14 protein-coding genes are annotated in these 13,029 nt (G+C 69.7%); 9 read left to right on the top strand and 5 right to left on the bottom strand.

All coding sequences use genetic code 11. The features are described 5' to 3' along the window. Positions 1 to 132: 132 nt before the first annotated feature. The 5 genes from ACQ7HM_RS19735 (at position 133) to ACQ7HM_RS19715 (ending at position 3,706) form a co-directional block, all read left to right on the top strand. Positions 133 to 315, top strand: a complete 183-nt coding sequence (locus tag ACQ7HM_RS19735; RefSeq protein WP_434217927.1) for a hypothetical protein — start codon at positions 133 to 135, stop codon at positions 313 to 315. A gap of 43 nt (positions 316 to 358) precedes the next feature. Continuing rightward, positions 359 to 1,567, top strand: a complete 1,209-nt coding sequence (locus ACQ7HM_RS19730; RefSeq protein WP_434217926.1) for a glycosyltransferase — start codon at positions 359 to 361, stop codon at positions 1,565 to 1,567. Between the two features lie 11 nt (positions 1,568 to 1,578). Continuing rightward, positions 1,579 to 1,773 (top strand): DUF3046 domain-containing protein, encoded by a 195-nt coding sequence (locus ACQ7HM_RS19725; protein ID WP_434217925.1) that lies wholly within the window; start codon positions 1,579 to 1,581, stop codon positions 1,771 to 1,773. 273 nt (positions 1,774 to 2,046) lie between these two features. After that, positions 2,047 to 3,087, top strand: a complete 1,041-nt coding sequence (gene recA / locus ACQ7HM_RS19720; protein ID WP_434217924.1) for a recombinase RecA — start codon at positions 2,047 to 2,049, stop codon at positions 3,085 to 3,087. Beyond that, on the top strand, positions 3,056 to 3,706 hold the full coding sequence (locus tag ACQ7HM_RS19715) for a regulatory protein RecX (protein WP_434217923.1): 651 nt from the start codon (positions 3,056 to 3,058) through the stop codon (positions 3,704 to 3,706). Before recA ends, ACQ7HM_RS19715 begins: the two co-directional genes overlap by 32 nt. Before the next feature lie 28 nt (positions 3,707 to 3,734). Here the strand turns inward: ACQ7HM_RS19715 and ACQ7HM_RS19710 are convergent, their stop codons facing one another. From ACQ7HM_RS19710 to ACQ7HM_RS19695, 4 genes are read right to left on the bottom strand one after another with little or no spacing between them, the layout of a single operon-like run. Then, the gene (locus ACQ7HM_RS19710) at positions 3,735 to 4,601 is read right to left on the bottom strand and encodes an amino acid ABC transporter permease (RefSeq protein ID WP_434217922.1); all 867 of its coding nucleotides are present in this window, start codon (positions 4,599 to 4,601) and stop codon (positions 3,735 to 3,737) included. Continuing rightward, on the bottom strand, positions 4,598 to 5,281 hold the full coding sequence (locus ACQ7HM_RS19705; protein ID WP_434217921.1) for an amino acid ABC transporter permease: 684 nt from the start codon (positions 5,279 to 5,281) through the stop codon (positions 4,598 to 4,600). Before ACQ7HM_RS19705 ends, ACQ7HM_RS19710 begins: the two co-directional genes overlap by 4 nt. Then, positions 5,278 to 6,333, bottom strand: a complete 1,056-nt coding sequence (locus ACQ7HM_RS19700; protein WP_434217920.1) for a glutamate ABC transporter substrate-binding protein — start codon at positions 6,331 to 6,333, stop codon at positions 5,278 to 5,280. Before ACQ7HM_RS19700 ends, ACQ7HM_RS19705 begins: the two co-directional genes overlap by 4 nt. A gap of 23 nt (positions 6,334 to 6,356) precedes the next feature. Then, positions 6,357 to 7,085, bottom strand: coding sequence for an amino acid ABC transporter ATP-binding protein (locus ACQ7HM_RS19695; RefSeq protein ID WP_434217988.1), 729 nt, complete (start codon positions 7,083 to 7,085; stop codon positions 6,357 to 6,359). A 196-nt stretch (positions 7,086 to 7,281) separates the two neighbouring features. Between ACQ7HM_RS19695 and miaB the strand changes: the two genes are divergently transcribed. Beyond that, a complete protein-coding gene (gene miaB / locus ACQ7HM_RS19690) occupies positions 7,282 to 8,835 on the top strand; it encodes a tRNA (N6-isopentenyl adenosine(37)-C2)-methylthiotransferase MiaB (protein WP_434217919.1) in 1,554 nt (517 codons plus the stop codon). Beyond that, positions 8,832 to 9,485 carry an Rv2732c family membrane protein gene (locus tag ACQ7HM_RS19685; RefSeq protein ID WP_434217918.1) on the top strand — a complete coding sequence of 218 codons (654 nt, stop codon included), beginning with the start codon at positions 8,832 to 8,834 and terminating at the stop codon, positions 9,483 to 9,485. The genes miaB and ACQ7HM_RS19685 overlap by 4 nt, the downstream gene beginning before the upstream one ends. Before the next feature lie 30 nt (positions 9,486 to 9,515). On the opposite strand, the gene ACQ7HM_RS19680 is transcribed toward ACQ7HM_RS19685, so the two are convergent. Continuing rightward, complete coding sequence (locus ACQ7HM_RS19680; RefSeq protein WP_434217917.1) at positions 9,516 to 11,090, bottom strand: DUF349 domain-containing protein; 1,575 nt, start codon at positions 11,088 to 11,090, stop codon at positions 9,516 to 9,518. A gap of 192 nt (positions 11,091 to 11,282) precedes the next feature. On the opposite strand from ACQ7HM_RS19680, the gene ACQ7HM_RS19675 reads away from it, so the two are divergent. Both ACQ7HM_RS19675 and miaA read left to right on the top strand, forming a co-directional pair. Further along, a complete protein-coding gene (locus ACQ7HM_RS19675; RefSeq protein ID WP_434217916.1) occupies positions 11,283 to 12,035 on the top strand; it encodes a hypothetical protein in 753 nt (250 codons plus the stop codon). After that, positions 12,032 to 13,027 carry a tRNA (adenosine(37)-N6)-dimethylallyltransferase MiaA gene (miaA, locus tag ACQ7HM_RS19670; protein WP_434217915.1) on the top strand — a complete coding sequence of 332 codons (996 nt, stop codon included), beginning with the start codon at positions 12,032 to 12,034 and terminating at the stop codon, positions 13,025 to 13,027. The genes ACQ7HM_RS19675 and miaA overlap by 4 nt, the downstream gene beginning before the upstream one ends. The last annotated feature ends 2 nt before the right edge of the window (positions 13,028 to 13,029 follow it).

The raw sequence follows: 13,029 nt of genomic DNA, 5'->3' as shown, positions 1-13,029 counted from the left end.
TCGGGGTCATCCCGGATCTTTCCCCCGATCACGACGTGAGGTGCTGACAAGCCATCTCCACGGGCGGCATCGTCGACGGTGACGGGTCGGCACGTCGATCGGCCCGGACATCGGAACGGAGAGGTGCGGGACATGTGGTGGAAGATTGCGGTGGCGGTCGTCGTGGTGTGGTTGGCGTTCGGGTTGATCGTGGCGCTCGCGAAGGGTGTCGCGGCGCTGGCCGTCCTGGGCCTGCTGGCCGTGGGTGTCCTGACGGTGGTCAAGTGGTTCACCCGGTCGGATGAGCACTCGGCCGACACGCCCGCCGATCGCTAGACCGGCCGCGGAGACCGACGAACCGACAGCGAGGAGTCCTCACGTGCGCGTCGCCGTCGTCGCGGGTCCCGATGCGGGGCATGCGATCCCGGCGATCGCGCTGGCGGAGCGGCTGGCGCGGGCGGGTGACGAGGTCGTCGTGTTCACCGGTCCACGGTGGGCCGACATCCGTAGCGACCGCGCCGATGCGGTCCCCGCGGTCGAGATGGCGGAGCTGCCCGGACTCGACCTGGTCGACACCGACGGCGACGACACCGACGCCGGTGCGCGACTGAGTGTGCGGGCCGCACGGATGACGACGGCGCTCACCCCGCTGCTCGAGATCGCGCGCGTCGACCTCGTGGTGTGCGATGTGATCACCGTCTGCGGCGGATGGTCGGCACGACTGCTGGGTCTGCCCTGGATCGAACTCTCGCCGCACCCGCTCTACGAGCCGTCGCGCGGACTGCCGCCGATCGGCAGCGGGCTGGCGCCGGGGACCGGGGTGGGCGGACGTCTGCGCGACACGCTGATGCGGGCCGCCACGGCGCGCTCGCGCCGACTCGGCGAACGGCAGCGCGGGGTGGCGCGGGTGTCGGTCGGTCTGCCCGCCGACGATCCCGGGCCCGACGCGCGTCTGGTCGCGACGCTGCCCGCGTTGGAGGTGCCGCGGCCCGACTGGCCCGACTCCGCCCACGTGGTCGGTCCACTGCTGTGGGAACCGACCGATGCCACCGCCGAACCCCCGGCCGGCGACGGTCCGCTGGTCGTGGTGGCCCCCTCGACCGCGCACACCGGTGTCGCCGACCTCGTCGCCACTGCGCTGCAGGCTCTCGATCCGGCCACGACCGGCCGACCGCTACGGCTCGTCGTCTCCGCACTCACCGCACCGTCGATCCCGTTGCCGGACTGGGCGACCGCCACGACCGGCCGCCAGGACACGTTGCTGGCGACGGCGTCGGTGGCCATCTGCGGGGGCGGCCACGGCATGCTCGCCAAATGCCTCACCGCGGGGATTCCGGTGGTCACCGTCCCGGGCGGTGGCGACCAGTGGGAGCTCGCCAACCGCGTCGAGCGGGCCGGCGTCGGTGTCTGTGTCCGGCCGCTGACGCCGGCCACACTGCGCTCGGCCGTCGAGCAGGTCCTCGACGATCCCGCGATCCGCGCCGCCGCGCGCTCGGCCGGCGAGGCACGCGGTCTGACCGATCCGGTCCAGGTGTGCCGCGCCGTGGTCCGTGCCCACCGTGACGACCCGGCGGGGGATCGTCGCTAGGCTGGCCGGTGATGCGTCTGACCGAGTTCACCGAATTGATGGAGACCGAGTTCGGCTCCACCGCCGCGTACTCCATGTTGCGTGACCATGTCTTCCCCGACTTCGGCGGGCGCAACGGTGCCGACGCCGTCGACGCGGGATACGACCCGAAACAGGTGTGGCAGGCCTACTGCCGCGATTTCGACGTCCCCCGCGACCGCTGGTGACGCATCACCCGGTCACACCGTGATGCGCCGTCGGGTCCCACGGCGTGTCGGCGCGGCGAATACCCGCATCGAACAGATGTTCGTCTAATCTGGACCCTGTTCGAGTACGCGAGGCGATCCCGATCGAGTGGATCGATCCACAGATGACGTCGGTGCACAGGGCGGCACGCACGATCGATGTCGTTGTCGGTGGGCCCGTCTAGCGTGGCGCACACCGAGGTCACCGGCCTGTAGACACGTACAGGATCGGCCTCCCAGACACAGGAGAACCCCATGGCAGCAGCACCGCAGGATCGCGAGAAGGCGCTCGACCTCGCACTCGCGCAGATCGACAAGAACTTCGGCAAGGGCTCGGTGATGCGCCTGGGCGACGAGGTGCGCGCACCGATCGAGGTGATCCCCACCGGGTCGATCGCACTCGACGTCGCGCTGGGCATCGGCGGTCTGCCGCGCGGCCGCGTCGTGGAGATCTACGGTCCGGAGTCCTCGGGTAAGACCACCGTGGCACTGCACGCGGTCGCCAACGCGCAGGCCAACGGCGGCATCGCGGCCTTCATCGACGCCGAGCACGCTCTCGACCCCGATTACGCGCAGAAGCTCGGTGTCGACACCGACGCCCTGCTGGTGTCGCAGCCCGACACCGGTGAGCAGGCGCTCGAGATCGCGGACATGCTGATCCGCTCCGGCGCGCTCGACATCCTGGTCGTCGACTCGGTGGCCGCACTGGTGCCCCGCGCGGAGATCGAGGGCGAGATGGGCGACAGCCACGTCGGCCTCCAGGCCCGCCTGATGAGCCAGGCGCTGCGCAAGATCACCGGCGCCATGAGCAACTCGGGCACCACGGTCATCTTCATCAACCAGCTGCGCGAGAAGATCGGCGTCATGTTCGGCTCGCCCGAGACCACCACGGGCGGTAAGGCTCTGAAGTTCTACGCGTCGGTGCGCCTCGACATCCGTCGCATCGAGACCCTGAAGGACGGCACCGACGCGGTGGGCAACCGCACCCGGGTCAAGGTCGTCAAGAACAAGGTCTCACCGCCGTTCAAGCAGGCCGAGTTCGACATCCTCTACGGCCACGGCATCAGCAAGGAGGGCTCGCTGATCGACCTCGGCGTCAACGAGGGCTTCATCCGCAAGTCCGGTTCGTGGTTCACCTACGAGGGTGACCAGCTCGGCCAGGGCAAGGAGAACGCCCGCAAGTTCCTGCTCGAGAACATCGACGTGCGCGACGAGATCGAGAAGAAGATCAAGGAGAAGCTCGGCATCGGTGCGGTCCTGACCGATGACGTGGCGCCCGCGCCCGTTGACTTCTGACCGGTTCCACGACTCCCGAACGGGAGAGGATGTCCGGGCGCGCCTGCAGGGTGCGACCCGCGAGATCCTCTCCCGTTCGTCGCCGGCCCCTCCTCCGCCCGAGAAGCAGCCGGCAGGACGCGGATCGCGATCCGAGACGACCGCCTACGACAGCGCGCTGCGCCTGCTCGGGGTGCGCGCCCGCAGCCGATCAGAACTGCGGACCCGGCTGCTGGGCAAGGATTTCGAGCCCGCGGAGGTGGATTCGGTGCTCGACCGCCTCGCTGCCGTCGGACTCGTCGACGACGCGGACTTCGCCCTGCAATGGGTGCGCGCCCGACATGAGCACAGCGGCCGCGGGCGCACCGCGCTGCGGCACGAGCTGCGCACCAAAGGTGTCGACCCGTCGGTCGCGGAAGTCGCACTCGCCACGATCGACGCCGACGAGGAACGCATCCGCGCCGCCGATCTCGTCGCCCGCAAGGTGAGCAGCTGGACCGCGGACATGATCACCGACCGCGAGGAACGCGACCGGCGGACCCGTCGCCTCGTCGCCATGCTCGCCCGACGCGGTTACGGATCGACCGATGCCTTCGAGATCGTCCGCGCGGCGCTCGACGACCTACCGGGTCCCGACTGACGCCTCCGGCCCGGCCGGAGGCGTCACGTCAGACGGGCAGTTTGTCGAGCTGGACCGGTGCGGCCGTCGTGTCCTTGCGTCGTCCCTCACGCACGCGGCGCTCGACCGTGGTGGCCAGCACCGACAACCCGAAGTTGATGATGATCATGACGATCGCCACGACGACGAGGGCCGGCAGGTAGTTGCCGTAGTACGAGGCGGACTGGATGCCCGAGCGCACGACCTCGATGTAGCCGATCGCATAACCCAGCGCGCTGTCCTTGAGTGCGATCACCATCTGCGAGATCAGTGCGGGCAGCATCGCGGTGATGGCCTGGGGGAGCAGGATGATCCGCATGGTCTGCGACTTGCGCAGCCCCAGCGAGTTGGCCGCCTCGAGCTGTCCCGACGGCAACGAGTTGATCCCCGAACGCAGGATCTCCGCGATCACCGAGCCGTTGTACAGCGTGAGCCCGGTGACGACGGCCGCGAAGGCCAACTGCTGCGACGGGAACACCGCGTACTGCGCGAACAGGTAGTAGGCGAAGATCATCAGGATCAGGACGGGGATCGCCCGGAAGATCTCGACCACACCACCGCTGATCCACCGCACCGCGCGATGCTCCGAGAGCCGCCCGATGCCCAGGACGGCACCGAGGATCAACGCGAACACGATAGACAGGGCCGCGGCCTTGAGCGTGCCCCACAGTCCGGGCAGCAGGTAAGTGGTCCAGGTGTTGGCCTCGACGAACGGCTTCCACTTCTCGGCGGTGAGCTGCTCGTTGCCGGCCAGCGTGACGATCACGAACACCACGGCCGCGATGAGGATCACGGCGAACACGGCGGCGATCGCCTGGTACCGACGCCGGGCCTTGGGGCCGGGGGCGTCGTAGAGAACTGTCGCGCTGCCGCTCATCGTCGGACCGCCAATCTCTTCGCGAGGAAGCCGAACACGTAGCCCTCGAGCAACGTGATGATCATGAAGCCGACCGCGATGATGGCGAAGATCGCGACGATCTGATCGGCGTGGTTCTCGATCTGTTCCTTCATCAGCAGCGACGCCTCGGCGACACCGATGGCGGAGGCGATCGTCGTGTTCTTCGTCAGCGCGATCAGGACACTGCCCATCGGCCCGATGACCGATCGGATCGCCTGCGGCAGGACGATGATCGCGAACACCTTCGAGAAACCGAGGCCCAGCGACCGGGCCGCCTCGGCCTGGCCGAGCGGGACGGTGTTGAAGCCGGATCGCAGTGTCTCGCACACGAATGTCGAGGTGTAGACGACGAACCCGAGAACGGCGAGCCAGAAGTTGTTGTTCTTGATGAAGTTCGCGTTCTCCGGCGCCAGGGTGAGACCGAGGTTCTGGTACAGACCGATCGAACAGAAGATGACGATCAACGTCAGCGGGGTGTTGCGGACGATGTTGACGTACCAGGTCCCGAACATCCGCATCACGGGTACCGGCGACACCCGCATGCCGGCGAGGATCGTGCCCCACACCAGCGAACCGATGGCGGCGAAGAAGGTCAGCTTGAGGGTGACCCAGTACGCGGGCCACAACGCAGGGCCGATGTCCGACCACAGCTCGTTCATGACAGACCCGCCGGGCACGGGGTCGGCGTCGAGTCGAGGAACGACAGATCGCCGGGTTTCGGGGTGAAGGTGAACGGTGAGTCGGGCGCGTCGGCCCGCTTCATCAACGTGTCGACCTCCTCGTCACCGACGGACTCGCGCAGGGCGCGTTCCCACGGCGACGACCCGGATCCGTCCGGGGTGAGCATCTTGTCCAGCGCCTTGTTGGCCGCGGTGACGTTGGCCGGGTAGTTCTTCGGCATGCCGATGCCGTACCGCTCGGTGGAGAACGGCGCTCCCTTCTTGCGGAGGACCTTCTTGCCGGACGAGGTGATGCACGCGTCCTTGGGATAGGTCATGTCGACGATCTTGAACTGGTCGTCGTAGATGTCGAAGTTGGCGAAGCCCGCGAGGATGACCTCGTCGGTGGTCAACGCGTCGATCTTCTTCAACCGCAGGGCCTCGACGCATCCCGAGTAGGAGTCGTACTCCTGCAACTGGATACGCGGCAGCTGGGCCTTGACGTTCTGGGCCGACGTCGAACCGGTCACCGAACAGAGCTTCTTGCCCTTGTCGAGGTCGGTCAGCGTCGCGATGCTGTCGTCGTCCTTGCGGACCAGCAGTCCCTGGTAGTTCACCAGGTAGGGCCCGGCGAAGGCGACGCGTTCCGAGCGCGCGGCGTTGATCGAGTACGTGGCGGCGATCATGTCGACCTCGCCGTTCTCGATGAGCGTCTCGCGCTGGGCGGACGGCGTCTCACGCCAGGTGATCTTCGGGTGTTTCACACCGAGGTCGTCGGCGATCGCATCGACCACGTACCGCGACACCAGCGTGTCGAAACCGGTGAAGTCCTTGTTCGGTTCGCGCAGCCCGAGGCCGGGCTGGTCGTACTTCGTGCCGAGGATGACCGAGCCGTCCTTGATCGACGCGATGAGGTCACGGGGATTGGTGTTGCCGCAGGCGGTCATCGACGCCGCGGTGACGGTCAGCGTCACGGCCAGCGCGAGCACGGTGGACCACCGACGTCGGCGTCTGTGTGCCGTCGGCATTAGTAGTTCGCGTGATGCCCGCATCGGCGCCCTCGGTGATGCCCCCATCAGTGGCCCAGGATCTTGCCGAGGAAATCGCGGGCCCGTTCGGACTCCGGACGGGTGAAGAAGCTCTCCGGGTCGGTGTCCTCGACGACGGCGCCGTCGGCCATGAAGATGACGCGATCGGCGGCCTTACGGGCGAAACCCATCTCGTGGGTGACGACGAGCATCGTCATACCCTCCTTGGCCAGCGAGACCATGACGTCGAGGACCTCGTTGACCATCTCGGGGTCGAGGGCCGAGGTGGGCTCGTCGAACAGCATCACCTTGGGGTCCATCGCGAGCGAGCGGGCGATGGCCACGCGCTGCTGCTGACCGCCGGAGAGTTGCGCGGGGTACTTGTCCTTCTGCGCGGCGATGCCGACCCGCTCGAGCAGTTCCATCGCACGCTCCCGCGCGGCGTCCTTGCTCTTCCTGCGCACCTTCATCGGCGCGAGGGTGACGTTGTCGATGATCGTCTTGTGGGCGAACAGGTTGAACGACTGGAACACCATGCCGACCTCGGCGCGCAGGGCGGCGAGTCCCTTGCCCTCCGACGGCAGGGGCTCGCCGTCGATGCGGATCTCACCGTTGTCGATCGGCTCGAGGCGGTTGATGGTGCGACACAGCGTCGACTTGCCCGAACCCGAGGGGCCGAGCACGACGACCACCTGTCCGGCAGGCACGTCGAGGTTGATGTCCTTGAGTACGTGGAGGTCACCGAAGTGTTTGTCGACACCGTGTAGCGAGATCATCGGGGTGGTGCCCGATGTCGCGGACGCGGCCGGTCCGGATTGCGAAGCGGTCATGCTGGGCACCTTACGGTCACCATGACCCGAAATGCCCCGAAAGCGTGGCCGGGGGTAACGAAATCTTTACCCGCGGAGCCCCGGGGCTCGTCGATGCCGCCGATTCCGGTTGTGCCCTCGCGCAGACGTACCCTGGGCTGCGATGAAAGCGTATTCACCCCCGACCGCACCCGCCGGGCAGGGCGCCCGCAGCTACCAGGTCCGTACCCACGGCTGTCAGATGAACGTGCACGACTCCGAGCGCATCTCGGGCGTGCTCGAGGACGCCGGGTACGTGCGCGCGAGCGACGACACCGACGCCGACCTGGTGGTGTTCAACACGTGCGCGGTGCGCGAGAACGCCGACAACAAGCTCTACGGCAACCTCTCGCATCTCGCGCCGATCAAGCAGCAGCGTCCCGACATGCAGATCGCCGTCGGCGGCTGCCTCGCCCAGAAGGACCGCGGCGCCGTGGTCGACAAGGCGCCGTGGGTCGACGTCGTGTTCGGCACCCACAACCTGGGGTCGCTGCCGGTGCTGCTCGAGCGCGCCCGCCACAATGCCGCCGCCGAGGTCGAGATCCTCGACTCGCTCAAGGAGTTCCCCTCCACGCTGCCCGCGCGCCGCGAGTCGTCGTACGCGGGGTGGGTGTCGGTGTCGGTCGGATGCAACAACACCTGCACGTTCTGCATCGTCCCCGCGCTGCGCGGCAAGGAGGTCGACCGTAGGCCCGGTGACGTCCTCGCCGAGGTGCAGGCGCTCGTGGACGAGGGCGTGCTCGAGGTGACGTTGCTCGGCCAGAACGTGAACGCCTACGGCATGTCGTTCGTGGATCCGGCCCTGGGACGGCGGCGCTCGGCGTTCGCCGATCTGCTGCGGGCCACCGGCGGCATCGACGGCCTCGAACGGCTGAGATTCACCTCACCCCACCCGGCGGAGTTCACCACCGACGTGATCGACGCGATGGCGGAGACCCCCGCGGTGTGTCCGCAGCTGCACATGCCGCTGCAGTCCGGCTCCGACCGCGTGCTGCGGTCGATGCGACGCAGTTATCGGCGGACCCGGTTCCTGTCGATCCTCGACGAGGTGCGCGACCGCATCCCCGACGCCGCGATCAGCACCGACATCATCGTCGGGTTCCCGGGGGAGACCGAGGAGGACTTCGCCCAGACGCTCGACATGGTCGCCACCGCCCGTTTCGCCTCGGCGTTCACCTTCCAGTACTCGCCACGGCCGGGGACGCCCGCGGCGACGATGCCCGATCAGGTGCCCAAAGAGGTTGTCACCGAACGGTATCTGCGCCTGACCGCCCTGCAGGACGAGATCTGCCTTCAGGAGAACCGCCGGACGGTCGGCAACCGGGTGGAGCTGCTCGTGGTCGCCGACAGCGGTCGCAAGAGCGCGGCGACCCACCGGCGCACGGGTCGCGCCCGCGACGGTCGCCTGGTGCATTTCGCGGCGGGCGGGTCCGACGCCATCCGGGCGGGCGACGTCATCGAGACCGTTGTGACCGGTGCGGCGCCGCATCACCTCGTCGCCGACGACGGTGTGCTCTCCCATCGACGGACCCGCGCGGGCGATGCCTCCGCGGCCGGACGCACCGCACAGACCCCGCCGATCGGTGTGGGCCTCGGTATGCCGGCGATGGGGGTGCCGGTGGTCACCGACGCACCCGGTACCGATACCGCGTCATGCGGAGGAGGATGTGGTTCATGAGTGATGCACGATCGACCGACGGTGACGGCTTCTCGGCCTTCGAGGGGGACCTGCGCAAGGCCGAACGCAAGGTGGCCGGCGAGATCGACCCGGGCGGGCGTGCCGTCGTGGTGGCGGTCGCCGTGCTCGCGGCCATCCTCGCGATGATTCTGCCGCACACCGGCTCGGCCAACGGGATCGACGTGCTCACCTTCGCCGCCGACTCGACCGCGGAGCGGGTGACGATCACCTCGCGTGTCTTCATCTACCTGCTGGTCATCTTCGGCATCGGGTTCTCGATGCTCGCGTTGGTGACCCGGCGCTGGGTGATCGCATGGGTCGCGCTGTGCGGCTCGGCGGTCGGCTGCGTCGCGGGCATGCTCGCCTGGTGGTCGCGCAACACCCCCGGGGTCGACGGGATCGCCCCGCCGCACGGCGTCGGTGTCGGGTTGGTGCTGGGCTGGTTCGCGTTGCTGGTCATCACGTTCCACTGGGCGCGGGTGGTCTGGGCGCGCACCAACTACCAGCTCGCACTCGAGGAGGGACGTCGTCGCGAGGCGACCGAGGCCGAGGATCGTGCCCGCGCCCTCCAGCGCCGTGCATCGCAGGCCCGCGCGTCCGATCGACCGGCCGACGACGCTGCCGCGCCCACCGACCCCGTCGGCGACTGACCCCTCGTCGGGCCCAGCGTCGCCCGGCTCCTAGAGGTCGGAGACCGCGCTCTGCGCCGCCTGTGACCACTCACGCCACTGTTGGGCCTGAGCCCGCAGGTCGGCAGCGTCACGGTCCTTGCCGCGTGCGGCAGCCTTCTCGGCCTGCTCCTCGAGCTGGGCCACGCGCGACGCGAACTGGTCGGCGCGGGCCTTGACCTCCGGATCGGTGCGCTGCCAGTGCGAGTTCTCGGCGTCGGCGATGCGTTTCTCGATGGCGCGGATGCCCTTCTCGAGCGACTGCATCTGCTCGCGGGGGACCTTGCCGATGCCGTCCCATCGGTCGCGCAGCGACCGGAACTGGGTGCGCGCGGCGTCGAGATCCTTCGCCGGGTCGGCCATCGACTTCGCCTCGTCGAGCAGTGCGCGCTTGGCCGCCGCGTTCGCGCCGAACTCCTCGTCGCGCTCGGAGTTCGCCGCGTTGCGGGCCGCGAAGAACACGTCCTGGGCGGCCTTGAAGCGCTCCCACAGGGCGTCGTCGGTGTCTCGGGGCGCGCGACCGGCCGCCTTCCACTCGGTCAGCAGATCGCGGAACTTCCCCGCGGTGGGACCCCAGTCGGTGGAGTCCGACAGGGCCTGCGCCTGCTCGATCAGTTCTTCCTTGCGCGCCTTCGCGCCGGCGCGCTCGCGGTCGAGATCCGCGAAATGCGCACCGCGACGGCGATTGAACGCGTCACGGGCCTTTGCGTAGCGCTTCCACAGCACGTCGTCGGTCTTGCGGTCGACGCCCTTGATCGTCTTCCACTCGTCGAGGATCTCGCGAAGACGGTCGCCCGCGTGCTTCCACTGCGTGGTCTCGGCGCCGATCTGTTCGGCCTCGGCGGCGAGGGTCTCCTTGCGGGCGATCGCGGCGGAACGGGCGGCGTCGCGTTCCTTCGTGCGCTTCTCGGCGATGCTGTCGGCGCCGTCGATGATGGCCGTCAGCCGCACCTCGAGGGCCGGCACGTCACCGATCACCGTGGCCGTGGGCAGGGATTCGCGCAGGGCCACCGCGGCGGTCTTCGTCTTGCGGGGATCACCGGTTCCCGCCGCGAGTCGCTCCTCGAGGATCTCGACCTCGGTGGCGAGGTCGTCGAACCGTCGGCCGTAGTGGGCCAGGCCGTCGGCGGGGGTGCCGGCCTGCCAGGAACCGATCTGTCGGGGTTCGTCACCGACGGTGAGCCACACCGTCCCGTCGTCGTCGACCCGACCGAACAGACGTGGATCACTCGCCGGCCGCACGCGCACCGGGTGCTCCACGGCCGGTGCCGCGGCGGCCGCGGGGTTCGCGCCGGCCGGCCTGGGTGCCCCGGGGCGTGGCCCCGGACGGGGACCGGGGCGGGGTCCGGGCTTCGGGGTACCGGGGGAGGGTGCGCTCGGCGCCGCGACAGCGGGCGAGGACTCGGCGACAGCCGGCGCGGGGTCGGCGGGCGGGGAGGCCGGCGGCTCCGAGACCGGGGTGTCGGGTGTCGCGTCCGGCGCGACCGCCGGCTCGGTGGAGGTGGGGACCGCGTCCTGGACGGTCGCGGTCGACGCCTCCGCGGGCTCGGCTACGGAGTCCGTGCCCTGCGCTGTCGGTTCACTCATGTCCGTCACACCCTCGTCCCTGCCGCGCGTCACGGCTGCCACTGTCGTCCGAGCCCACCCGGTGCGTCGCCCACCTGGTGTGTCGTGGACCCATCTAAGCAGGCGGGCGCCGATTTCGTGTGCAGTCGCGTCAACGCCGTGGGCCGCGCGCGAGCGCCGGGACACGCGGTCGCGTCGACTAGCGTCTGCGGTGTGCTCACCGCCGTCGCGTTCATCCCCGGGGCCCCGCTGATCGTCCCGGAGGTGTCGGGTCCCGCAGCGGTCGCCGACGTCGCACCCGTCCGTGACGCGGTGCTGGAGGCGGGCCGACGGCTGGCCGCCCGCTCGAGCACCTGGATCGCGATCGGTGCCGCCCCCCACGACGACACCGCGCCACCCCGGACGGGGACCTTCGCAGGCTTCGGTGTCGACCTGTCGGTGTCGCTCGATCCCGGAGCCGTCGCATTCACCGACGGTGACGGGCGGACGAGCGGGGACACGATGGCCACGCCCATGTTGATCGCCGGGTGGGTGCGCGGCCGTGTCGCCGAGAGCGTCGTCATCGAACCGGTGCTCGTCGACCCGTCGACGGCGGGCGTCGAGTGCGCCGAGATCGGTCGTCGACTCGCCCGTCGCTGCACCGAGGCCGGCGAGCCGATCGGGCTGCTCGTCGTCGGCGACGGCTCGACCGGACTCACCGACCGTGCGCCCGCCGGTCTCCTCGACGGAGCCGCCGCGGTGCAGGCTGCGGTCGACGACGCGCTCGCGGCCGCCGACACCGAGGCCCTCGCCCGCCTCGACGAACGTGCATGTGCACAGATGCGCGTCGACGGGCGCGCAGCCTGGCAGGTCGCCGCGGCGCTGTGGGCCGCTACCGGCGCCGCGCCCGCGGCCGCGGCGACGCTCTATCGCGGGGCGCCGTTCGGGGTGGGCTACCAGGTCGCGTGGTGGGAACGCCGGGCGTGACATCGGCACAGGGGTCGTCGCCGCCGCGGTCCGTCGGCGCGGTCGTCGCACCGATCGCGGTGATCGGTCCCACCGGCACCGGCAAGTCCGAGCTGGCCCTCGACCTCGCGCAGCGGTACGACGGCGAGATCGTCAACATCGACGCGATGCAGCAGTACCGGGGGATGGACGTCGGCACGGCCAAGGTGCCCAGGGACATGCGCCGCGGGATTCTCCACCACCAGCTCGACGTCCTCGACGTCACCGAGACCGCGACCGTCGCCCGGTACCAGGGCGCCGCCCGCACCGACGTCGAGGCAATCCTCGCCGCGGGTCGCCGGCCGATCATCGTGGGTGGGTCGATGCTCTACATCCAGTCGTTGCTCGACGACTGGACCTTCCCCGCCACCGACCCCGAGGTGCGCGCGCGGTTGGAGGGCGAGCTGGCCGCCGACGGTGTGGAGTCGCTGCACCGTCGTCTCGCGGTGGTCGACCCCGCAGCCGCGTCGTCGATCCTGGCCTCGGACGGACGTCGCGTCGTTCGGGCGCTCGAGGTCGTCGAGATCACCGGGAAACCGTTCGCCGCGTCGGCTCCGCCCATCGGCCGGGCCCCGCGTTGGTCGACGACGATCATCGCCCTCGACCGTGACACCGACGCGCTCGACGACCGTCTGCGACGACGCACCGACGCCATGTTCGCCGACGGACTCGTCGAGGAGGTGCGCGCGCTCGTCGACCGGGGACTCCGGGAGGGCACCACCGCGCCGCGTGCGATCGGCTACGCGCAGGTCCTCGACGCCCTCGACGGGCGACACGACTTGGACACCGCGCAAGAGCTCACGTTCACCGGCACCCGACGCTACGTCCGCCGGCAACGCTCGTGGTTCCGTCGCGATCCGCGCATCCACTGGTTCGACGCCGGTGCACCGTCGCTCCTCGACGCCGTCTCGGCCCTGGTCGGCACCGCCTCCTCGCCCGACGCACCGCCCGCGGCCGACCGGCAGGGACGGTAACC

This window comes from Williamsia sp. MIQD14 (assembly GCF_051025635.1).
Classification (GTDB): domain Bacteria; phylum Actinomycetota; class Actinomycetes; order Mycobacteriales; family Mycobacteriaceae; genus Williamsia_A.
This window is presented reverse-complemented; position numbering and strand designations above follow the sequence as displayed.

What these genes read in the sequence shown, in the direction of transcription:
- ACQ7HM_RS19735 (WP_434217927.1), top strand. Translation starts at nt 133, where the DNA reads ATGTGGTGGAAGATTGCGGTGGCGGTCGTCGTGGTGTGGTTGGCGTTC.
- ACQ7HM_RS19725 (WP_434217925.1), top strand. Translation starts at nt 1,579, where the DNA reads ATGCGTCTGACCGAGTTCACCGAATTGATGGAGACCGAGTTCGGCTCC.
- recA (WP_434217924.1), top strand. Translation starts at nt 2,047, where the DNA reads ATGGCAGCAGCACCGCAGGATCGCGAGAAGGCGCTCGACCTCGCACTC.
- ACQ7HM_RS19715 (WP_434217923.1), top strand. Translation starts at nt 3,056, where the DNA reads ATGACGTGGCGCCCGCGCCCGTTGACTTCTGACCGGTTCCACGACTCC.
- ACQ7HM_RS19710 (WP_434217922.1), bottom strand. Translation starts at nt 4,601, where the DNA reads ATGAGCGGCAGCGCGACAGTTCTCTACGACGCCCCCGGCCCCAAGGCC.
- ACQ7HM_RS19705 (WP_434217921.1), bottom strand. Translation starts at nt 5,281, where the DNA reads ATGAACGAGCTGTGGTCGGACATCGGCCCTGCGTTGTGGCCCGCGTAC.
- ACQ7HM_RS19700 (WP_434217920.1), bottom strand. Translation starts at nt 6,333, where the DNA reads ATGCGGGCATCACGCGAACTACTAATGCCGACGGCACACAGACGCCGA.
- ACQ7HM_RS19695 (WP_434217988.1), bottom strand. Translation starts at nt 7,085, where the DNA reads ATGATCTCGCTACACGGTGTCGACAAACACTTCGGTGACCTCCACGTA.
- miaB (WP_434217919.1), top strand. Translation starts at nt 7,282, where the DNA reads ATGAAAGCGTATTCACCCCCGACCGCACCCGCCGGGCAGGGCGCCCGC.
- ACQ7HM_RS19685 (WP_434217918.1), top strand. Translation starts at nt 8,832, where the DNA reads ATGAGTGATGCACGATCGACCGACGGTGACGGCTTCTCGGCCTTCGAG.
- ACQ7HM_RS19680 (WP_434217917.1), bottom strand. Translation starts at nt 11,090, where the DNA reads ATGAGTGAACCGACAGCGCAGGGCACGGACTCCGTAGCCGAGCCCGCG.